The organism is Mesorhizobium sp. B2-7-3, assembly GCF_006440715.1.
Lineage (GTDB): Bacteria > Pseudomonadota > Alphaproteobacteria > Rhizobiales > Rhizobiaceae > Mesorhizobium > Mesorhizobium australicum.
In genome coordinates, this window is sequence record NZ_VFTY01000013.1 from 70,608 (window position 1) to 89,044 (window position 18,437).

Consider the following 18,437-nt stretch of genomic DNA (forward strand, 5'->3'; position numbering starts at 1 on the left):
AGTCCCGAAAGCGGTTGATTGAAAGGATTTGCCGATTGAGCAAACGGTGTGATTGGGATAGACCCGGCATTGAACGTCACCGTCGCCGCATTAATTCAGGCGGACGGACAGGAAGTGGTCGCTTGCCGCCTGTCCGCAAATCCAGAGAAAAATTCAAATGAAAAATCGCCGCCGCATTTATGAAGGCAAGGCCAAGATCCTCTATGAGGGACCCGAGCCGGGCACGCTGATCCAGTTCTTCAAGGACGACGCAACCGCCTTCAACAAGAAGAAGCACGAGGTCATCGACGGCAAGGGTGTGCTCAACAACCGCATTTCCGAATACATCTTCAATCATTTGAACCGCATGGGCATCCCGACCCACTTCATCCGCCGGCTCAACATGCGCGAGCAGCTGATCAAGGAAGTCGAGATCATCCCGCTCGAGGTGGTGGTGCGCAATGTCGCCGCCGGTTCGCTGTCCAAGCGGCTCGGCATCGAGGAAGGCACCGTCCTGCCGCGCTCGATCATCGAATTCTATTACAAGGCCGACGCACTCGACGATCCGATGGTTTCGGAAGAGCACATCACGGCGTTCGGCTGGGCAAGCCCGCAGGAAATCGACGACGTCATGGCGCTGGCCATCCGCGTCAACGATTTCCTCTCTGGCCTGTTCATGGGGGTCGGCATCCAGCTCGTCGACTTCAAGATCGAGTGCGGTCGCCTGTTCGAGGGCGACATGATGCGCATCGTCGTGGCCGACGAGATTTCGCCGGACTCCTGCCGCCTGTGGGACGTGGCGACGCAGGACAAGCTCGATAAGGACCGTTTCCGTCGCGACATGGGCGGCCTCGTCGAGGCCTATCAGGAAGTCGCCCGCCGCCTCGGCATCATGAACGAGAACGAGCCGCCGCGTCCTACCGGTCCGGTGCTTGTCGCCTCGACCGATGGCCTCAAAGGCAAGCCGCACTGACACCGGCTTGCGCCCAACGTTCAGAACAGGAGCATGTCCAGCGTGATCAAGGCCCGCATTACCGTCACCCTCAAGAATGGTGTGCTCGACCCGCAAGGCAAGGCGATCGAACACGCGCTGTCGGGGCTGGGCTTCGATGGCGTCGGCCAAGTGCGGCAGGGCAAGGTGTTCGACGTCGAGCTTTCGGAAAGCGACAAGGGCAAGGCCGAGGCCGATCTCAAGGCCATGTGCGACAAGCTGCTGGCGAACACTGTAATTGAGAATTATAGTGTGACGCTTACCTGAAGTTGTGCCGGAGGAACTGATGGCCGAGAGCGATGGAAGCTTTGATATTTGAAGGCCTCAAGTCCATTCAATCACGGTTGGACAGGATGGATTTGACGCTCGGAGAGGTAAAATCCGAGCTTGGCTCCATCCGCGGTCATCTGATAGCCACCGAGAGTGACGTGAAGAGCATCTATGGCGTGCTCGCTCGCCGGGATGATTGGCTAGAACATATCGAGCGCCGTCTCGACCCGCGCGAACTTGCCGAAGCACAAAGGCCTTACGAACCAAAATGAAATCAGCCGTCGTCCTTCTCCCTGGCCTCAACCGCGACCGCGACATGATCGCGGCGCTGACCAAGATTTCCGGACAGGCGCCGGCAACCGTCTGGCAGACCGACACCGAAATTCCCGATGTCGACCTGATCGCCATCCCAGGCGGTTTTTCCTTTGGCGACTATCTGCGCTGCGGCGCGATCGCGGCACGCATGCCGGTCATGCGGGCGGTCGCCGAAAAGGCGGCCAAGGGCGTCATGGTCATCGGCGTTTGCAACGGTTTCCAGATTCTCGTCGAGGCCGGTCTGCTGCCAGGTGCGCTGATGCGCAACACCTCGCTGAAATTCGTCTGCCGGCAGGTCAAGCTCGAGATCGCCAACGCCAACACCATGTTCACGCGTCGCTACCAGCCGGGCCAGATCATCCGCTCGCCGGTGGCGCATCACGACGGGAATTACTTTGCCGACGCCGACACACTTGCCCGTCTCGAGGGCGAAGGCCAGGTGGTGTTCCGCTATGCCGAAGGCACCAACCCGAACGGCTCGATCAACGACATTGCCGGCATCGTCAACGAACAAGGCAATGTGCTCGGCCTGATGCCGCATCCCGAGAATCTGATAGAAGCAGCGCATGGCGGCAATGACGGCAGAGCGCTGTTCGAAGGCGCCTTGGGCATTGCCGCTTGAAGTTTGCAACCGCAACCTTAAGAATTGCGGCAATTCAAGATCATAGCGTGAGGGAGAGACGGTCATGAAACTCTATTCGCGGCCGTTGTCGCCCTACTCTTCGATCGTGCGGGCGCTGGCCTATATCAAGGACGTGCCGATCAAGATCATCGCGCCGCCGCCCGGTTTTCCGATCCCCGAGGCGTTTCGCGCCATCTCGCCGATGAACCGGATTCCGGTTCTGATCACCGGCTCGGGCGAAACGATCGTCGAATCGGTGGTGATCGCCGAATATCTCGAGGAACGGTTTCCCGAACCGGCTCTGTTGCCGCCCGATTCGAAGGACCGCGCGCTGGTGCGCATGTTTGCCCGCATCGTCGATCTCGACGTACTCACACCGACGATGAAGCTTTTCGAACTGCATTTCGTGCCGAAGCGCGACACTGCCGAGATCGACGCCCAATTCGCCCGTCTGCACCATGGGCTGGCCGCCATCGAGGCACGCATGGCGCAAGGCCCCTTCGCGCTCGGCAGCGACATCAGTTTCGCCGATGCCTGGCTGACGCCGACGCGGTTCATCTTCAACAATTTCCGCGCCATGACCGGCCGCCACGACCTGCTCGACGCCTATCCCAGATTCGATGCCTATGAGCAGATCGCCTCGCAGCATCCGGCATTGTCCAGGGTGTGGGGCGAGATGACCGACGGCCTGAAGATCTTTCTGTCCGAACTCGAAATGGGTGCCGCTTGATCAAGAACAGGACGATCGCCCTGATCGCCGTGTCAGGCTTTGCCTTGGCATCTTGCCAATCGAGCCCCAAGAGCACGCCCGTGCCGTCGGGCAAGAGCGCCGCGCTGCTCTCCATGGAACAGGTGGCGATATCGGCCCACAAATGCTGGATCGCCAGCAAGGATCCGGCCTTCAGCCAGTATCAGATGGCCAATGAACTGAACTCGTTCAGCGGCACGCCGCGCTTCCTTCTGGTGCCGGCCAAGCACTATGGCGGCAAACCGTTGCTGGTCGTGCAGGCACAGGGCAATTCAAGCCGTGTCGACGTCTTCGGACCGTTGATGAACGACCCGCTTGGCGCACGCATCAGCTCCGATGTCGCGCGCTGGCAAGCGGGCAATCCGGCCTGCGCGGCCACGGCCTGAGCCAGCCATGGGCCGGTTCCTGCAGATCGCGGGATTATTTGTTGGCTTGATAGCGCTCGCTTTGCAGTTCTCGATCACCATTCCGGCTTCGATGGTAGCGGGCCGCGGCCTGCTCGGCTCGATCGTGTTCTATTTCAGCTTCTTCACCATCCTGACCAACATTGGCGCCGTGCTGGTCCACGCCTCGCTGTTGTCATCCGGCTTCTATGCGTGGCTGCCGGCCTTTGCCGGACCACGGATGCGCGCAGGCGTCGCGGCTTCGATCACCCTGGTGTTCATCGTCTATGCCACGGTTCTGGCGCGGCTCTGGCAGCCGCAAGGCCTGTTCCTGCTCTGCGACATCCTGCTGCACTACGTGACGCCGGTGCTGTTCGTGCTGTGGTGGCTGATATCGGGCGCCGATGGCAGGACGCGATGGAGCGACATCTCCTGGTGGGTGCTCTATCCCATCGCCTATCTGGCCTATGCGCTGGCGCGCGCGCCGCTGGCGGGCGAAGTGCCCTATCCCTTCCTCGATGTCGCCAGGAACGGCGTTGAGAGCGTCGCCGTGGCCGCGCTCGCCATAACCACACTTTTCCTGGTGATATGCGTCGTCGCCGTTTTCGTCGACCACGCTATCGGACGCCTCAGGAGCAAAGGCACCCGGTAGACGGGCCGCTATTCCCAGAGCGGCTTGATGCCTTCGCGGTGAGCGTCGCAGCGTGAGATGCCGATGTCCTTGAGTTGATCGTCGGTCATCTCCAGCAGCGCCAGTCGGCCGCGCCGGCGCTCCAGCAGGCGGTCGATCCATTTCGCCAGCGAACTGACCACATGCACAATTCGGCCGGCGAAGCCGCGCTGCCCGGACGGGCGAGCAGGCTGACCGAGCAATTGGGTTGCCGAGTGGCGGAATGTTCCGATTGTATTCATTTTCTTTCTGCCAAATGTCAATTGCACCCTTGGTTGGTGCACTGCCGATATGTATTGACTCCCAAAACGGTGCAATATAGAAAATTGTCACCATGACAAATTGGGTTCCAGATCTCACCGGCTCAGGCCCGCTGTATCAGCGTCTCGCGGATTCCATCGAGGCGGATATCGACCGAGGAGTGATCGGCGCGGGGGCAAAACTGCCGCCACAGCGCGACCTTGCCTACGACATCGGTGCCACGGTCGGCACCGTCGGGCGGGCCTATCAATTGCTGCGCGAGCGCGGTCTCGTCAGCGGCGAAGTCGGACGCGGGACCTATGTGCTTAGCCAGAACATCGGGGTTACGAAGCCGGAGGCGCCCGACACCAGCGTGGAGGGCACGCGCTATGTCGATGCCCCCAAGGGCAAGTTGCGGTTCGACAGCACGGCAGCCCCTGATATCGGCCAGGGCGCCGTTGTAGCCGACGTCCTGTCGCGCACCGCACAGGACCATCCGCATGAGATCTCAAGTTACACGCGCGACTTCCCGGATCGCTGGTACGAAGCCGGCGCCCGCTGGCTGTCCCGGAATGCCTTCCGGCCAACGATCGATACAATCGTGCCTACCCTCGGTACCCACGCCGCGGTGATGGCCGCGATCGCGGCCCTGACCACGCCCGGCGACTATGTCGCCTTCGAGCACCTCACCTACTCCCAGATTTCCCGCAGCGCCGGCCTGATCGGCCGGCGCACCGCGCTGGTTGCATCGGACGATGAAGGCCTCGATCCGGCGGATTTCGAACGCGTCTGCGCGCAAAAGCACCCCAAGATGATCTTCCTGATACCGACGGCGCAGAATCCGACCTTGGTGACCTTGTCGTCGGCGCGACGCGAGGCGATCGCGCGTATCGCCCGTGATTACAACGTCATCCTGATCGAGGATGACCTCTACGGCCATTTGACCGACGACCCGACACCGCTGCTTGCCGAATTCGCGCCCGAGCGCACCATCATCGCCGGCGGCCTGTCGAAGTCGGTCGCCGCCGGACTGCGCGGCGGCTGGCTCTCCTGCCCGCCCGCCTATCGCCATCGCATCCGGGTCGCCCACAAGATGATGACCGGCGGCATGCCATTCCTGCTGGCGGAGGTGAATGCCCGGCTGGTGCTTTCCGGCCAGGCCAGCGAAATCCGCAAGCGCAGCATCGCGGAGATCAGCGCCCGCATGTTCATAGTGCGCGAAAGTTTGGCGGGCTTCTCATTCAGATCGCACGACAAGGTGCCGTTCGTCTGGCTCACCCTGCCCGATCCCTGGCTTTCCGGCACGTTCAAGAATGCCTGCCTGGAGCATGGCGTGCTGATCGACGATGAGGATGAATTCAAGGCGGGGCGCTCGGAGCGGGTTTTCCATGGGGTGCGCTTCGGTGTTTCGCAGCCGAGCGGGCGCGAGGATGTTGCCGGCGGCGTCGCGGTGATCAGGCGGCTGCTGGACGAGGGCCGCGCGGGCTACGACAGTTTTTCCTGAACCGTTCGCGGCCACCCGCCCTGCTGCCTCGAGACGTCGACTTGCGACACTGGACTTGTCAGAACCAGACCCGGATCAACCTTCGGCCTTGAAGTTCTTGGCTTCCTTCTCGGCTTTTTCCTTGCCGTGCTTCTCAGCCAATTCCTTGGCCTGCCGCGGCGAAACGTCGGTGGTCTCCGCGATATGGAGAGCTTCCTTGTCCGAGAGGCGATTGTCGTTCTTGCCTTGCTTGGTAGCCATGATTCTGTCTCCTCGGTGATAGGGACCTAACGACCGGGGCATCGGAGCGTTCCCCATTTTGGTTTTGCGGGGACTTGAAAGCTGGGTGGACGCCTTTCGCTGCTCACCAAAAGGCCTGCCGCGATCTATCGCCCTGTTGCTTTCTGCCTTTTTCCTCAGCCGACGGGTGTATCGACCGCAAGGCTTGCGATAAGAGGAGACTCAAAATCCCTGCTCCATGGACATAAATCGCCGCCCATGACCACTTCCAATTCCGTCCCGATCACATCAGACCTCATCGCCTCGCATGGGCTGAAGCCCGATGAGTATCAGCGCATATTGGACCTGGTCGGTCGCGAGCCGAGCTTCACCGAACTCGGCATCTTCTCGGCGATGTGGAACGAGCACTGCTCCTACAAATCCTCGAAGAAATGGCTGCGCACCTTGCCGACCACCGGCCCGCAAGTCATCCAAGGCCCGGGCGAGAATGCCGGCGTGGTCGACATCGGTGACGGCGACTGCGTCGTCTTCAAGATGGAAAGCCACAACCATCCCTCCTTCATCGAGCCCTACCAGGGTGCGGCGACGGGCGTCGGCGGCATCTTGCGCGACGTCTTCACCATGGGCGCGCGGCCGATCGCGGCGATGAACGCGCTGCGCTTCGGCGCGCCCGACCATCCCAAGACCAGGCATCTGGTCGCGGGCGTGGTTTCCGGCGTCGGCGGCTACGGCAATGCCTTCGGCGTGCCGACGGTCGGCGGCGAGGTCAATTTCGACGCCCGCTACAACGGCAACATCCTGGTCAATGCCTTTGCCGCGGGCCTTGCCAAGACCGATGCCATCTTCCTGTCCGAGGCAAAGGGCGTCGGCCTGCCGGTCGTCTATCTGGGCGCCAAGACCGGCCGCGACGGCGTCGGCGGGGCTACCATGGCCTCGGCCGAATTCGACGACAAGATCGACGAGAAGCGCCCGACCGTGCAGGTCGGCGATCCCTTCACCGAAAAATGCCTGCTGGAGGCCTCTCTCGAACTGATGGCTTCGGGCGCCGTGATCGCCATCCAGGACATGGGTGCTGCCGGCCTCACCTGTTCGGCGGTCGAAATGGGCGCCAAGGGCGACCTCGGCATCGAACTCGACCTCGACAAGGTGCCGGTGCGCGAGGAGCGCATGAGCGCCTACGAGATGATGCTGTCGGAAAGCCAGGAGCGCATGCTGATGGTGCTGCGCCCGGAAAAGGAGAAGGAGGCCGAGGCGATCTTTCACAAATGGGGCCTCGACTTCGCCATCGTCGGCAAGACCACCGACGATCTGCGCTTCCGCGTGCGGCACCAGGGGAACGAGGTCGCCAACCTGCCGATCAAGGATCTCGGTGACAAGGCTCCCGAATACGATCGCCCTTGGGTCGAGCCGAAGAAGCCGGCGCCGCTTGCCGCCAACGATATCCCGCAGGCCGACCTCGCCGATGCGCTGCTGAAGCTGCTTGGCGGACCGGACCTGTCTTCGCGCCGCTGGGTGTGGGAACAATACGACACGCTGATCCAGGGCAATTCGCTGCAGCTTCCGGGCGGTGACGCCGGCGTGGTGCGGGTCGAGGGCCATCCGACCAAGGCGCTGGCCTTCTCCTCCGATGTGACGCCGCGCTATTGCGAAGCCGACCCCTACGAGGGCGGCAAGCAGGCGGTGGCCGAATGCTGGCGCAACCTGACCGCCACCGGCGCGCTGCCGCTCGCCGCCACCGACAATCTCAATTTCGGCAATCCCGAACGGCCTGAGATCATGGGCCAGTTGGTGGGCGCGGTGAAAGGCATCGGCGACGCCTGCCGGGCGCTTGGTTTCCCGATCGTGTCGGGCAATGTCTCGCTCTACAACGAGACCAACGGCCAGGGCATCCTGCCGACACCGACCATCGGCGGCGTCGGCCTGATATCAGACTGGTCGAAGATGGCGCGGATCGGTTTCGCCGCGGAAGGCCAGATGATCCTGCTGGTCGGCGCACCGGCTTCCTGGGGAACGCATCTTGGCCAGTCCGTTTATTTCAGGGATATCCACGGCCGCAGCGACGGCCCGCCGCCGCCGGTCGACCTCGAACACGAGAAGCGTGTCGGCGACCACGTACGCTCGTTGATCGCTGCCGGCATCGTCACGGCCGCGCATGACGTCTCAGATGGCGGCATTGCGGTGGCGCTGGCCGAAATGGCGATGGCGTCGGGCATCGGCGCGACCGTTCCCGGGCTTGTCGGTACCGATCCGATCCCGGTCTGGTTCGGCGAAGACCAGGGCCGCTATCTCCTGACGCTGTCGATCGATCCGCATGGCGATGAATGGGACGCCATCCGCAAGCAGCAGGGCGAACTCGGCATTTTCGCGCCGTGGATCGGCTCGACCGGCGGCGCCGCGTTGAAGCTCGGCGATACCAGGGCAATCCCGGTCAGCGACTTGACCGCCGCCCATGAAGGCTGGTTCCCGCGCTTCATGGATCAGGCCAGTTGACCAGGGCATGATCCCGAAAGGTGGAAACCGGTTTTCTTGGACAAAGGGAAAACCGTTTTGTCCAGAGATCCTGCTCAATCATAAGAAACTGGCCGTCCGGGCGCTGCTTGCAGTCGTCTTCTGGCCGTCGCTGTTCTTCTTCTGGTGTCTCGGGCCGTTCGTCTTCTTCCTGCTCTCGACGACATCGAGCGAGGTTTGTCCCAGGCTGGAAACGCGCGGAGAATTCCTCGCCGCGGCCAACGGCACGCTTCCCATGCTTGTGCTGCAGAACCTCATCTATGCGGTTCCGATCGTCTGCCTGCTGCTTTGGAACCGGCTTCTGCCGGACCAGGCGCGGACAAGACACGTCGTCACCTGCATCAAGCTTTTCGCCGTCTCGGCCGTCTTGGGGGCCTTGTGGGAGTACGGCTCTTCGCTTGTCTGCGATGGTTACGGCCAGCCGTTCTTCTCGCCCGCCTGGCGCATGACCAGCTATCTGCCGATCGCCAACATGGCGATCAACCTCCCGCTCTACGTGCTGGTCTTCAGCCTTGGCCGCGCCTTCTCGATGCGCGAGGATGAGCCGGCGCAGGGGCCGGGTGAAACCATCGCCTGAACACCAACAGAACGGACACCGGACAGAACCGCTTCAATCCGGATTGGAAAGGCTTTAGGCTTGCCCGACTCTCATCACATAGGCTGCCGCGCCGCCGCCCTTCCGAAACAGGAATTTCCACAATGGCAATGGACGCCCACGACATCGAAAAACTGATCAAGGACGGCATACCGGATGCCCGTGTGACGATTCGCGACCTCGCCGGTGACGGCGACCACTATGCCGCTGAGGTCGTGGCCGAGAGCTTTCGCGGAAAAAGCCGGGTCCAGCAGCATCAGATGGTCTATGACGCGCTGAAGGGCAATATGGGCGGCGTGCTGCACGCGCTGGCGCTGCAGACCAGCGTTCCCGACTGAGGCATTCCACCCGACACGCTTGGCCCAAAGCCGCCCATTCTTTGCGCCATTCGGGTGATGGCATGGCTAAAGTCTTGTTTCGGGCAACCTATGGGTTTATTTGAGGGACATGTTTCGAGCCTGACTCCCACAGGCGTGAAAGGATATTCCATGAGCGGCATCAACGACTACATCGACAATGAAGTGAAGGGCAACGACGTCGTCCTTTTCATGAAGGGCACGCCCGGCTTCCCGCAATGCGGATTTTCCGGCCAGGTCGTCCAGATCCTCGACTATATCGGCGCCGACTACAAAGGCGTGAACGTTCTGGACTCCGCCGAACTGCGCCAGGGCATCAAGGACTATTCCAACTGGCCGACGATCCCGCAGCTCTACGTCAAGGGCGAATTCGTCGGCGGCTGCGATATCATCCGCGAAATGTTCCAGGCCGGCGAATTGCAGACCTTCCTGGTCGAGAAGGGCGTGAGCGTCAAAGGCGCCGCCTGACTTCCGTTTTGGGCGTGTCGGTATCGACATGCCCAAGCCACCGGGGCGGCCCCACCTCGGCAATTTTACAAGCCCGGATCCCGGGACCAAGACGAGCCAAATGCGCCGGCCCGCCGGCGCGTTTTCGTTTGAGAGATCGGACTTGCCGTGGACCAGCAGAAATCAGCGTCGCAAGGGGCAAGCACCGTGTCCCGGGCAAGCCAATTGCCGATTCCGCGCTGGGAGTTCATCGCGCTCTGCGCGGCACTGATGGCGCTCAATTCGCTGGCCATCGACATCATGCTGCCGGCGCTGCAGCAGATCGGTGCCTCGCTCGGGGTCGAGAACGAAAATCATCGGCAATATGTGGTCACCGCCTACATACTGGGTTTCGGCGGCGGCCAACTGTTCTTCGGGCCGATCTCGGACCGGTTCGGGCGCCGCTCGCCGCTCGTCGGCGGCCTGATCATCTATGTGGCGGCGGCTGCGGCGGCCGCCATCGCGCCGAGCTTTGAAACGCTCTTGATATGCCGCGCCGTGCAAGGTCTTGGCGCGGCTGCCACGCGCGTCATAGCGGTTTCGATCGTGCGTGATACATTCGACGGCCGGCGTATGGCCGAAGTCATGTCGCTGATCTTCATGGTGTTCATGGCAATACCGGTCGTGGCTCCAGGCATCGGTCAGTTCATCATGCTGTTCGCGACCTGGCATTGGATATTCGTCACCATGGCCGTCGGAGCTATGATCGTCTCGGCGTGGTCGCTGCTGCGCCTGCCCGAGACGCTGCACCCCGAATATCGCCGGCCACTGACGGTTTCATCCATCCTCGGCGGCTTCCGCATCGTGCTCACCAACCGCATCGCGCTCTGCTATGCCTTCGCCAGCACCTTCATCTTCGGCGCCATGTTCGGCTTCATCGCCTCGGCGCAGCAGATCTACGTCGGCGTCTTCGACGTCGGCGAGATGTTTCCCGTCATCTTCGCCGGTGTCGCGGGCGTACTCGCCTTCTCCAACTATCTGAACTCGCGCCTCGTCGGCCGCGTCGGCATGCGCCGCCTGTCGCAAAGCGCGCTGTTGCTGTTTCTGGTGATCAGCCTGGCCTGGCTGGTGGTTTCACTGGAAACGAAGATGCCGCTCTGGCTGTTCATCACCTTCTTTGCCAGTGCCATGCTGCCGTTTGGCTGTCTTGGAGCCAATTTCAATGCGTTGGCCATGGAGCCGCTTGGCCAGCTGGCCGGCACGGCGTCATCGATCCTGGGTTTCATGCAGACTTTTCTCGGCGGCATTCTCGGCACGCTGATCGGCCAGGCTTTCAACGGCACGGTGACGCCGCTGGCCGCTGGTTTCTGCAGCGTCTCGGTGGCCGCGCTGCTGATGATCCTGTTTGCGGAACGCGGCAAGATGTTCCAGCCGCAGAACGCCCCCGTTTCAGGCCACGTCACCGACCTGCACTGATTGTCGTCTGCTGGTGGCGTCACGATGCGCGTTCAAGCGCCGCCGTGAAGCGAGGAGAGAGCATCCGCCCCGCGATCGCTCCGCCCATGCCATTTGAAAAGGGCAATGGAAGAGCGTCGTCGAGCGCCTTGAGGATGGACGCCACGAAGGCTCGGCTGAGCCGCGGATCGACCCCCAGATCGGAATAGGTGGCGCGAGGCGTCCCGATCAGCGTCCCGTTGCGACGAAGCGAGAACTGGATGGTCAAGGACATGCCCGCGGTTCCGGGTGGCGGCTTCCAACAGGCATAGATAGCGTCCGACATCTCCTTGATGGTGTCGATGGGATCGGGACTGTGACAGGGGCGTTCTTGCGCGATTGCCGCGCTGGAGTTCGCAAACAGCACCACGGCAAGAGCCGCCGCGAAAATTGCGAACCGAGGTTTCATCCGAGAGCCTCCGCCAAAACGCCCGACTCGATCATACAACGGTTCAAGCCACAGGAATTGATCCTATTCCGCCCACAGCTCGCGGCGCAGTTCCTGCCAGCTATCCTGGTCCGGCGCGACAAGCAGGCCGCCATCGACATGCGAGGGCAGATAGGCGCTGCCGTCGATGCGAGCGGCATGGCCGCCGGCCTCCTGATGGATCAGCACGCCGGGCAGATGATCCCAGGGCATCAGCTTGTTGTAGACGACAAAATGCGCATGCCCGCTCGCCAGCAGGCGATATTCATGAGCAGCGCAGCGATAGGCGAACTGCGACAGTGCCTTGGTCTGGTTGCGCGCGAGGCGTGAGCGCTCCGGTTCGTCGAGATATTGCCAGGACACCGCGCCGGTCATCTGCGAGATCGGCACGGGCGCCGCCACATGCACTTTCTCCAGGCTGCCATGGGCATGCCTGATATGACTGCCGGCACCCCTGGCGGCGATGAGCCAGTCCTTGCCCACCGGATCATGAATGATGCCCGCGACCGTCTCCCCCCTGACCACGACCGCCAGCATGACGCCGAACAGCGGCACGCCGGACGCGAAATTGAAGGTGCCGTCCACCGGATCGACGGTGAACGCCAGTTCGGCATCGCCCAAGCCGTCGAGCAGCGCCGGATCTTCGGAGCAGGCCTCCTCGCCCACCACCATGGCAGAGGGATAGCGATCGCGCAGCCTGGCGGTGATCAGCCGCTCGGCGTTGACATCGGCCTCCGTCACCAGGTCGGCGGCGGAAGTCTTCTGCCTGATGTCGCCGTCGCCCAGTCGGCGAAAGCGCGGCATGATTTCGGCTTGGGCTGCCTCGGCCAGAATGCCGGCCAGCCAGTCGATCGCGGTCTCGTCAAATGTCATCGGAAATGTCTTGCCTGATCGCGAGGGTTTCATTGAGGGCGGCGAAATCGAACAGCTTTCGGTCGAGCAAATGCGACGGCCTGGTGTTGGACAGAGCGCGAATCATGGTGTCCTTGCGGCCGGGCATGCGCTTTTCGATGTCCTCGAGCATCGCTTTCATGGCGTTGCGCTGCAGCCCTTCCTGGCTGCCGCAGAGATCGCAAGGGATGATCGGGAACCGCATCGCGGCAGCGAATTTCTCCAGATCGATTTCGGCGCAGTAGCTCAGCGGCCGCAACACCACCACGTCGCCTTCGTCGTTGAGCAGTTTCGGCGGCATGGCGGCAAGCCGGCCGCCGTGGAACAGGTTCATGAAGAAGGTTTCGAGGATGTCCTCGCGATGATGGCCGAGGACCAGGGCCGAGCAGCGTTCCTCGCGCGCGATCCTGTAGAGATGGCCGCGCCGCAGCCGCGAGCAGAGCGAGCAATAGGTGCTGCCTTCGGGGAGCTTGTCGGTGACGACCGAATAGGTGTCCCGGTATTCGATACGGTGCGCTATGCCGTTGGTGTCGAGATAGTCGGGCAGGACATGCTTGGGGAAATTCGGCTGGCCCTGGTCGAGATTGCAGGCCAGCAACTCGACTGGCAGCATCCCGCGCCATTTGAGATCAAGCAACATGGCCAGCAGACCGTAGGAATCCTTGCCGCCCGATAGCGCGACCAGCCAGCGCTCGCCCGGCTTCACCATCGAAAAATCCTCGATCGCCTGGCGGGTCAGCCGCAGCAGTCGCTTGCGCAGCTTGTTGAACTCGACCGAGGACGGTACATCGGCGAACAGCGGGTGAGAGCCGCCTTCGGCGGCCGGTTCTAGTGTTTCGATGTCTGGCTGCATGTTCATGGCGCGACGGCCCCGGATGTGACTTCCGCCCGGCTTAGCGCATTGTCTGGAAAATCGAAATTGATTTTAGCGACACGCCGCAAAACGGGTGCCCGAAACAAAAAAGGCCGCCTCGAGGGCGGCCTTTCCGGTATCGCAAAAAAGCGTTCGCTTAGCGCGAGTAGAATTCGACGACCAGGTTCGGTTCCATCTGCACGGCGAACGGAACGTCCGCCAGGCCCGGGATGCGCGAGAAGGTCGCGGTCATCTTGTTGTGATCGGCTTCGATGTAGTCGGGCACGTCGCGCTCGGCGAGGCCAACCGATTCCAGGACGATCACCAGCTGCTTCGACTTTTCGCGCACTTCGACGACATCGCCCGGCTTGCAGCGATACGAGCCGATGTTGACGCGCTTGCCGTTGACGTTGACGTGGCCGTGGTTGACGAACTGACGGGCGGCGAAAATGGTCGGCACGAACTTGGAGCGGTAGACAACCGCGTCGAGACGCGATTCGAGCAGGCCGATCAGGTTCTCCGAGGTGTCGCCCTTGCGGCGATCGGCCTCTTCATAGACCTTGCGGAACTGCTTTTCCGACACGTCGCCGTAGTGGCCCTTCAGCTTCTGCTTGGCACGGAGCTGCAGGCCGAAGTCGGAAAGCTTGCCCTTGCGGCGCTGGCCATGCTGGCCGGGGCCGTATTCACGCTTGTTGACCGGGGACTTAGGGCGGCCCCAGATATTTTCGCCGAGACGGCGGTCGATCTTGTATTTCGCGGATTCGCGCTTGCTCATCGCATTCCCTTTCAAAGACAACACACCCGGCACCTCTTGGTCCGGGTGAAGGAAACGCGCCCTCCTCTGGCCTCCGTTTTCGAGACCTGACAGGGTTTTCCCACGCAACGCGGCGGAAAACCCACGGGACACGTCAGTTCAAACAAGATCGGAAACGATTGTCGTGACAGATCTTGCGTATACAAAACAAACACCGGACATCGCTGCCCGGCGTTGGCGGCTGGTTAAACCGAGATTTAACCGGTGTCAAGCTTGTGAGTGGCGCGGCGCAACGCAACCGTATAGCGTCCAAGGCGTTGATGCGATGCCGATGTGGCGGGAGGTTTGCGCCAGCGGCACCAGGAAGGGACTGGAGCTAGAGGAGCTTAATTGCATGAAGAAGTTTTTCCTTACCCTGGCAGGGGCCGCGGTGCTTGCCGGGTCGATGGCGGTGGCCCCTGAGCCGGCCATGGCGCGTCATTGGCACGGCCACAAGCAGGTCTGCCGCATCGTCGTGAAGAAGCGAGTGGTGTGGCGGCATGGCCATCGCAGGGTGATCGTCGAGAGAGTACGGCGCTGCCGCTGGTAAGACTGTTCAACGCCACAATTCCCGGGCCAGCGAACGTCGCTGGCCCTTTTTCATTCCAAGGTAGTCTGGCTCGAGCGCTCAATCCTTAGGATTTTTTCTCCGGCAATCCCTTGCGCTTCGTCTCGGCGAATTCCTCGAGCTGCTTTTCATTCATCGATTCATACATGCCCTTGGAGGCGCCCTTGAGTTCGCTTTTCTTGGTCTCGCCGCGTTTGGCGGAGAGTGCGGCGCCGGCGGCTTTCTGCTGGGCTTTCGAAGTGGCTGGCATGGCGGGTCTCCTTTGCTGTCAGGAGAAACGCCACGCTTCGGCGGCGGTTCCAGCGCCAGTGGCGCTGCTCCCCGTCCGCCTGGTGCCAACCCTTGGCCGCGCTCGGCGATTTTCGTCGGCAGCCTTCTCGTGTCCGGAACCCCAGTGTAGGACGGCTGAATGAAATCCCTGACCGATCCCTCACAGGTTCTCTCCGCGGGACTGGCGAAAATCCGCGCCGAATTCCACGTTCCGGACGGATTTCCGGCCGATGTGCTTGCCGCGGCGGAGGCGGCGGCCAAACGTGTGCCCAACCAGCATGCCGATCGAACTGAAATGCCGTTCGTCACGCTCGATCCGGCTGCTTCCACCGATCTCGATCAGGCGTTCTCGATCGAGGCCAGCGGTGGCGATCTTCTGCTTCATTACGCCATCGCCGACGTGGCCTGGTTCGTCGAGGACGGCGACGCGATCGATCGCGAAGCCTGGACGCGGGGCGAGACGCTTTACTTGCCGGACGGCAAGGCCGGGCTCTATCCGCCGGTAATTGCCGAGGGTGCGGCGAGCCTGTTGCCGGATGGACCCCGTCCAGCTGCTATCTTCACGGTTCGGGTTGCGCAGGACGGCGCGACGAAGTTGGACGGCGCGGAGCGGGCAATCATTCAAAGCCGCGCGAAGCTCGCCTATGACAGCGTGAAGGCCTCCGATGTCCCGGCCGGCTTCGCCGAAATGGCCCGGCGCATGGCGGCGAATGAGCGGCGCCGTGGGGCTTCCCGCGTCGACCCACCCGAGCAGGAGGTGGAAAGGCTTGCCGACGGCACATTCCGGCTTTCGTTCAGGCCGCTTCTGCAATCCGAGCAGGACAACGCCGCGCTTTCGCTGGCCGCCAACATGGCGATCGCCGATGCCATGCTTGCGCATCATACCGGCCTTTTTCGGGTGATGTCGGGGCCGGATGCCTTCAAGGTTCAAAGGCTGCGCAACGCGGCACAGGCTCTCGGACTGTCCTGGCCGGCCTCGACCAGCTTGCGGGACTATCAGCGAACCCTCGATCCGACCGATCCGCATCAGGCGGCGCTGATGCTGGAAATCCGCCATGCAAGCCCCGGCGCATCCTATCAACCGTATCAGGACGGCGTTGTCCCATGGCATGAGGCGATGGCCGCGACCTATGCCCATGCAACCGCCCCACTGAGGCGCCTTGCCGATCGTTATGTCGTGCGCTGCGCGCTGGCTATCGCCAACGGCCAGACCGTGCCCCAGGCTGTTACCGACGCGTTTGCCAGGCTGCCGAAGGCGATGGGACGCGCGGATAGCCGCGCTTCGCAGATCAACCACGCGGCCATCGACCTTGCCGAGGCGGTAATGCTGGAGGGGCGCGAGGGCGAGACGTTCAAAGCCGTCGTCACCGACTTCGTCGACTATGGCGTGCGCATTCAGCTTGCCGACATGGCTGTCGTTGCCACCGTGAAGGCCTCGGGGCTCAGACAGGGTGATGGTCTGACGCTTAGGCTAGTCCTGGCCGATCCGGATCAACGCAGCATCGTCTTCGAACCTGTTTGAGTGGCGGGCGGCTTTGCCGCTGTCCAAGTGAACGGTCAGCCCGAACCCCTGCATCAGGCGGCTGACGGCGAAGTCCGCCTTGCCCGAGGTGAAGACCGCGATATCAGGCTCGGCTTGCGGCAGCGCCCCATTGACCGGCGGCAGCAGCGAAAGGGCGCGCCGTGCGATCGCCTCGGCCGGATCGATCCAGTCGACCGGCCAGGGAGCGGTCTTGCGCATGCGATTGACCAGAAAGGGATAGTGCGTGCAGGCCAGCACGACGATGTCGGTGCGCATGCCGTCGCGCTCGATGAAGCATGGCTCGATCTCGGCGCGCACGGCCTCTTCGTCGACGAAGCCCTGGCGCATATAGGCTTCGGACAGGCCAGCCAGCCTGTCGCTGCCGACCAGGCGGACATGGCATTTCTGCGCCCATTTGCTGATCAGGTCGCGCGTGTACTGGCGCTTCACCGTGCCCGGCGTCGCCAGCACCGAGACCAGCCCGGAGCGCGTGCGCTCGGCCGCCGGCTTGACCGCCGGCACCGTGCCGACGAAGGGATGGCCGGGAAATCTTTCGCGCAGCGCATCGATCACCAGTGTCGAGGCGGTGTTGCAGGCGATAACCGAGATGGCCGGCGCGAAGCGGTCGAGCAGTTTGGCGAATAATCCTAGTATATGCTCTCTTAGGGCCGGCTCCTCCCAGGCGCCAAAAGGAAAAGCGGCATCGTCGGCGACATAGATAAAGCGCCGGTCGGGCATCAGGACGCGTGCCTCGCGCAACACGGTCAGACCGCCGACGCCGGAATCGAACATCAGGATCGGCTGGTCAGTCATTGTCGGTTCCCTTGCCGCCGAGCAGTGGCGTGTCCGTGTCGTCGCCGCTAGCGTCCGGCGCCCGACCAGTCGCCTCCGCCTTGCGGGCGCGCGCCGCCGCCGCGGGCAAACGCCTCGGGTCATCGCCAGGTGACCCATCGCCGCGCGGCATCGCCGGCGAGAACCGGTCAAGCGAAGAGATGATGCCGCGCAGCACCTTGAGCTCCGGCTCGGCAAAGCCTGCCCGCGTCAGCACGGCGCGGAGGTTGTCGACCATTTTCGGCTTCTTCGGCGCCGGCCTGAAATAGCCGCGCGCCTCGAGCGCGCCTTCGAGATAGGTGAACAGGCCGTGCAATTCTTCCTTGCTTGCAGGCTTCATCTCCGGCCCCGAAAAATTGGTCCTGGTCTCGTCCTCCAGGCCCGACTTCATCCACTCGTAGGACATCAGCAAGGCCGCCTGGGCGATGTTGAGCGAGGAGAAATCAGGATCGACCGGGAAAGTGACGATCTCGTCGGCGAGGCCGACCTCGTCATTGTAGAGGCCGAAGCGCTCGCGACCGAACAGGATACCGGTGCGTTGCCCCATTGCGTGACGGGCGCGCAGCATCCTGCCCGCCTCCACCGGTCCACGCACGGATTTGAAGCCGTCGCGCTGCCTTGCGGTGGTGGCGAAGACGAAGTTCAGGTCGGCAAGTGCCGAGGCCAGATCGTCGAAAACCTTGACGGCATCGATGACGTGGTCGGCACGGCTGGCGGCGGCACGCGCCTTCTCGCTCGGCCAGCCATCGCGCGGATTGACCAGGCGCAGCTCCGACAGTCCGAAATTGGCCATGGCGCGGGCGACCATGCCGATATTCTCGCCGAGTTGCGGCTCGACAAGGATGATCGCCGGGCCGGCTGCGGTGTTATCGGGATCTTTGGTAATGGGCATGATTGTCAATGAACTGCTGTTTGCGGCATTTCAGCGTCCCCTGCCATATTCGGCCGCGAAAATGAAGCAT

General features: G+C 62.5%; 24 protein-coding genes. 15 read left to right on the forward strand and 9 right to left on the reverse strand.

Features of this window, described 5'->3' with window-relative positions; all coding sequences use genetic code 11:
• Nucleotides 1-157: 157 nt before the first annotated feature.
• The 7 genes from purC (at nucleotide 158) to FJW04_RS25545 (ending at nucleotide 3,960) form a co-directional block, all read left to right on the forward strand.
• Nucleotides 158-952 carry a phosphoribosylaminoimidazolesuccinocarboxamide synthase gene (purC, locus tag FJW04_RS25515; RefSeq protein ID WP_013532127.1) on the forward strand — a complete coding sequence of 265 codons (795 nt, stop codon included), beginning with the start codon at nucleotides 158-160 and terminating at the stop codon, nucleotides 950-952.
• Between the two features lie 42 nt (nucleotides 953-994).
• On the forward strand, nucleotides 995-1,237 hold the full coding sequence (purS, locus tag FJW04_RS25520; protein ID WP_015318135.1) for a phosphoribosylformylglycinamidine synthase subunit PurS: 243 nt from the start codon (nucleotides 995-997) through the stop codon (nucleotides 1,235-1,237).
• A 32-nt stretch (nucleotides 1,238-1,269) separates the two neighbouring features.
• On the forward strand, nucleotides 1,270-1,512 hold the full coding sequence (locus FJW04_RS25525) for a hypothetical protein (protein ID WP_140717436.1): 243 nt from the start codon (nucleotides 1,270-1,272) through the stop codon (nucleotides 1,510-1,512).
• On the forward strand, nucleotides 1,509-2,177 hold the full coding sequence (purQ, locus tag FJW04_RS25530; protein ID WP_015318137.1) for a phosphoribosylformylglycinamidine synthase subunit PurQ: 669 nt from the start codon (nucleotides 1,509-1,511) through the stop codon (nucleotides 2,175-2,177). The genes FJW04_RS25525 and purQ overlap by 4 nt, the downstream gene beginning before the upstream one ends.
• A gap of 64 nt (nucleotides 2,178-2,241) precedes the next feature.
• Nucleotides 2,242-2,907 (forward strand): glutathione S-transferase family protein, encoded by a 666-nt coding sequence (locus FJW04_RS25535; protein WP_140717438.1) that lies wholly within the window; start codon nucleotides 2,242-2,244, stop codon nucleotides 2,905-2,907.
• Nucleotides 2,904-3,311 carry a hypothetical protein gene (locus tag FJW04_RS25540; RefSeq protein ID WP_140717440.1) on the forward strand — a complete coding sequence of 136 codons (408 nt, stop codon included), beginning with the start codon at nucleotides 2,904-2,906 and terminating at the stop codon, nucleotides 3,309-3,311. The genes FJW04_RS25535 and FJW04_RS25540 overlap by 4 nt, the downstream gene beginning before the upstream one ends.
• A gap of 7 nt (nucleotides 3,312-3,318) precedes the next feature.
• Entirely contained in the window at nucleotides 3,319-3,960 is a 642-nt protein-coding gene (locus FJW04_RS25545) for a Pr6Pr family membrane protein (protein WP_140717442.1), read from the forward strand.
• An 8-nt stretch (nucleotides 3,961-3,968) separates the two neighbouring features.
• On the opposite strand, the gene FJW04_RS25550 is transcribed toward FJW04_RS25545, so the two are convergent.
• Entirely contained in the window at nucleotides 3,969-4,220 is a 252-nt protein-coding gene (locus FJW04_RS25550) for a DUF1127 domain-containing protein (protein WP_140717444.1), read from the reverse strand.
• Nucleotides 4,221-4,312: 92 nt separating this feature from the next.
• On the opposite strand from FJW04_RS25550, the gene FJW04_RS25555 reads away from it, so the two are divergent.
• Nucleotides 4,313-5,722: a PLP-dependent aminotransferase family protein gene (locus FJW04_RS25555; protein ID WP_140717446.1), complete on the forward strand. Its 1,410-nt coding sequence runs from the start codon at nucleotides 4,313-4,315 to the stop codon at nucleotides 5,720-5,722.
• Between the two features lie 75 nt (nucleotides 5,723-5,797).
• On the opposite strand, the gene FJW04_RS30085 is transcribed toward FJW04_RS25555, so the two are convergent.
• Complete coding sequence (locus tag FJW04_RS30085; RefSeq protein ID WP_015318143.1) at nucleotides 5,798-5,962, reverse strand: hypothetical protein; 165 nt, start codon at nucleotides 5,960-5,962, stop codon at nucleotides 5,798-5,800.
• A gap of 237 nt (nucleotides 5,963-6,199) precedes the next feature.
• Here FJW04_RS30085 and purL point away from each other — a divergent pair, with 237 nt between their 5' ends.
• The 5 genes from purL (at nucleotide 6,200) to FJW04_RS25580 (ending at nucleotide 11,302) form a co-directional block, all read left to right on the forward strand.
• Nucleotides 6,200-8,431: a phosphoribosylformylglycinamidine synthase subunit PurL gene (gene purL / locus FJW04_RS25560; RefSeq protein ID WP_140717448.1), complete on the forward strand. Its 2,232-nt coding sequence runs from the start codon at nucleotides 6,200-6,202 to the stop codon at nucleotides 8,429-8,431.
• A gap of 7 nt (nucleotides 8,432-8,438) precedes the next feature.
• Nucleotides 8,439-9,026, forward strand: a complete 588-nt coding sequence (locus tag FJW04_RS25565) for a hypothetical protein (RefSeq protein WP_246674017.1) — start codon at nucleotides 8,439-8,441, stop codon at nucleotides 9,024-9,026.
• 122 nt (nucleotides 9,027-9,148) lie between these two features.
• Entirely contained in the window at nucleotides 9,149-9,382 is a 234-nt protein-coding gene (locus FJW04_RS25570; RefSeq protein ID WP_015318146.1) for a BolA family transcriptional regulator, read from the forward strand.
• Nucleotides 9,383-9,532: 150 nt separating this feature from the next.
• A complete protein-coding gene (gene grxD, locus FJW04_RS25575; RefSeq protein ID WP_013895877.1) occupies nucleotides 9,533-9,868 on the forward strand; it encodes a Grx4 family monothiol glutaredoxin in 336 nt (111 codons plus the stop codon).
• A gap of 210 nt (nucleotides 9,869-10,078) precedes the next feature.
• The gene (locus FJW04_RS25580; RefSeq protein WP_181173056.1) at nucleotides 10,079-11,302 is read left to right on the forward strand and encodes a multidrug effflux MFS transporter; all 1,224 of its coding nucleotides are present in this window, start codon (nucleotides 10,079-10,081) and stop codon (nucleotides 11,300-11,302) included.
• A 19-nt stretch (nucleotides 11,303-11,321) separates the two neighbouring features.
• Here the strand turns inward: FJW04_RS25580 and FJW04_RS25585 are convergent, their stop codons facing one another.
• The 4 genes from FJW04_RS25585 to rpsD form a co-directional block, all read right to left on the reverse strand.
• Nucleotides 11,322-11,729, reverse strand: coding sequence for a cell envelope integrity protein TolA (locus FJW04_RS25585; protein ID WP_140717452.1), 408 nt, complete (start codon nucleotides 11,727-11,729; stop codon nucleotides 11,322-11,324).
• 63 nt (nucleotides 11,730-11,792) lie between these two features.
• Nucleotides 11,793-12,620, reverse strand: a complete 828-nt coding sequence (locus FJW04_RS25590) for an inositol monophosphatase family protein (RefSeq protein ID WP_140717454.1) — start codon at nucleotides 12,618-12,620, stop codon at nucleotides 11,793-11,795.
• Nucleotides 12,610-13,497: a tRNA 2-thiocytidine(32) synthetase TtcA gene (gene ttcA / locus FJW04_RS25595; RefSeq protein ID WP_140717456.1), complete on the reverse strand. Its 888-nt coding sequence runs from the start codon at nucleotides 13,495-13,497 to the stop codon at nucleotides 12,610-12,612. Before ttcA ends, FJW04_RS25590 begins: the two co-directional genes overlap by 11 nt.
• A gap of 151 nt (nucleotides 13,498-13,648) precedes the next feature.
• A complete protein-coding gene (gene rpsD, locus FJW04_RS25600) occupies nucleotides 13,649-14,266 on the reverse strand; it encodes a 30S ribosomal protein S4 (RefSeq protein ID WP_015318151.1) in 618 nt (205 codons plus the stop codon).
• A gap of 373 nt (nucleotides 14,267-14,639) precedes the next feature.
• On the opposite strand from rpsD, the gene FJW04_RS25605 reads away from it, so the two are divergent.
• Nucleotides 14,640-14,834, forward strand: coding sequence for a hypothetical protein (locus FJW04_RS25605; RefSeq protein ID WP_041163853.1), 195 nt, complete (start codon nucleotides 14,640-14,642; stop codon nucleotides 14,832-14,834).
• An 85-nt stretch (nucleotides 14,835-14,919) separates the two neighbouring features.
• Here FJW04_RS25605 and FJW04_RS25610 read toward each other — a convergent pair whose 3' ends face one another.
• Nucleotides 14,920-15,102 (reverse strand): DUF3008 family protein, encoded by a 183-nt coding sequence (locus FJW04_RS25610; protein ID WP_015318153.1) that lies wholly within the window; start codon nucleotides 15,100-15,102, stop codon nucleotides 14,920-14,922.
• Nucleotides 15,103-15,261: 159 nt separating this feature from the next.
• On the opposite strand from FJW04_RS25610, the gene FJW04_RS25615 reads away from it, so the two are divergent.
• Nucleotides 15,262-16,644 (forward strand): RNB domain-containing ribonuclease, encoded by a 1,383-nt coding sequence (locus FJW04_RS25615; protein ID WP_140616999.1) that lies wholly within the window; start codon nucleotides 15,262-15,264, stop codon nucleotides 16,642-16,644.
• Here FJW04_RS25615 and murI read toward each other — a convergent pair.
• Nucleotides 16,594-17,457, reverse strand: a complete 864-nt coding sequence (gene murI / locus FJW04_RS25620) for a glutamate racemase (protein ID WP_140717458.1) — start codon at nucleotides 17,455-17,457, stop codon at nucleotides 16,594-16,596. The two genes, FJW04_RS25615 and murI, sit on opposite strands and share 51 nt — an antisense overlap.
• Nucleotides 17,450-18,367: an RNA methyltransferase gene (locus tag FJW04_RS25625; RefSeq protein ID WP_140617001.1), complete on the reverse strand. Its 918-nt coding sequence runs from the start codon at nucleotides 18,365-18,367 to the stop codon at nucleotides 17,450-17,452. The genes murI and FJW04_RS25625 overlap by 8 nt, the downstream gene beginning before the upstream one ends.
• Nucleotides 18,368-18,437 lie beyond the last annotated feature (70 nt).

Coding starts and splice junctions, on each gene's coding strand:
- purC (WP_013532127.1), top strand. CDS start 158: ATGAAAAATCGCCGCCGCATTTATGAAGGCAAGGCCAAGATCCTCTAT.
- FJW04_RS25525 (WP_140717436.1), top strand. CDS start 1,270: ATGGAAGCTTTGATATTTGAAGGCCTCAAGTCCATTCAATCACGGTTG.
- purQ (WP_015318137.1), top strand. CDS start 1,509: ATGAAATCAGCCGTCGTCCTTCTCCCTGGCCTCAACCGCGACCGCGAC.
- FJW04_RS25535 (WP_140717438.1), top strand. CDS start 2,242: ATGAAACTCTATTCGCGGCCGTTGTCGCCCTACTCTTCGATCGTGCGG.
- FJW04_RS25545 (WP_140717442.1), top strand. CDS start 3,319: ATGGGCCGGTTCCTGCAGATCGCGGGATTATTTGTTGGCTTGATAGCG.
- FJW04_RS25550 (WP_140717444.1), bottom strand. CDS start 4,220: ATGAATACAATCGGAACATTCCGCCACTCGGCAACCCAATTGCTCGGT.
- FJW04_RS25555 (WP_140717446.1), top strand. CDS start 4,313: ATGACAAATTGGGTTCCAGATCTCACCGGCTCAGGCCCGCTGTATCAG.
- FJW04_RS30085 (WP_015318143.1), bottom strand. CDS start 5,962: ATGGCTACCAAGCAAGGCAAGAACGACAATCGCCTCTCGGACAAGGAA.
- purL (WP_140717448.1), top strand. CDS start 6,200: ATGACCACTTCCAATTCCGTCCCGATCACATCAGACCTCATCGCCTCG.
- FJW04_RS25565 (WP_246674017.1), top strand. CDS start 8,439: ATGATCCCGAAAGGTGGAAACCGGTTTTCTTGGACAAAGGGAAAACCG.
- FJW04_RS25570 (WP_015318146.1), top strand. CDS start 9,149: ATGGCAATGGACGCCCACGACATCGAAAAACTGATCAAGGACGGCATA.
- grxD (WP_013895877.1), top strand. CDS start 9,533: ATGAGCGGCATCAACGACTACATCGACAATGAAGTGAAGGGCAACGAC.
- FJW04_RS25585 (WP_140717452.1), bottom strand. CDS start 11,729: ATGAAACCTCGGTTCGCAATTTTCGCGGCGGCTCTTGCCGTGGTGCTG.
- FJW04_RS25590 (WP_140717454.1), bottom strand. CDS start 12,620: ATGACATTTGACGAGACCGCGATCGACTGGCTGGCCGGCATTCTGGCC.
- ttcA (WP_140717456.1), bottom strand. CDS start 13,497: ATGAACATGCAGCCAGACATCGAAACACTAGAACCGGCCGCCGAAGGC.
- rpsD (WP_015318151.1), bottom strand. CDS start 14,266: ATGAGCAAGCGCGAATCCGCGAAATACAAGATCGACCGCCGTCTCGGC.
- FJW04_RS25605 (WP_041163853.1), top strand. CDS start 14,640: ATGAAGAAGTTTTTCCTTACCCTGGCAGGGGCCGCGGTGCTTGCCGGG.
- FJW04_RS25610 (WP_015318153.1), bottom strand. CDS start 15,102: ATGCCAGCCACTTCGAAAGCCCAGCAGAAAGCCGCCGGCGCCGCACTC.
- FJW04_RS25615 (WP_140616999.1), top strand. CDS start 15,262: ATGAAATCCCTGACCGATCCCTCACAGGTTCTCTCCGCGGGACTGGCG.
- murI (WP_140717458.1), bottom strand. CDS start 17,457: ATGACTGACCAGCCGATCCTGATGTTCGATTCCGGCGTCGGCGGTCTG.
- FJW04_RS25625 (WP_140617001.1), bottom strand. CDS start 18,367: ATGCCCATTACCAAAGATCCCGATAACACCGCAGCCGGCCCGGCGATC.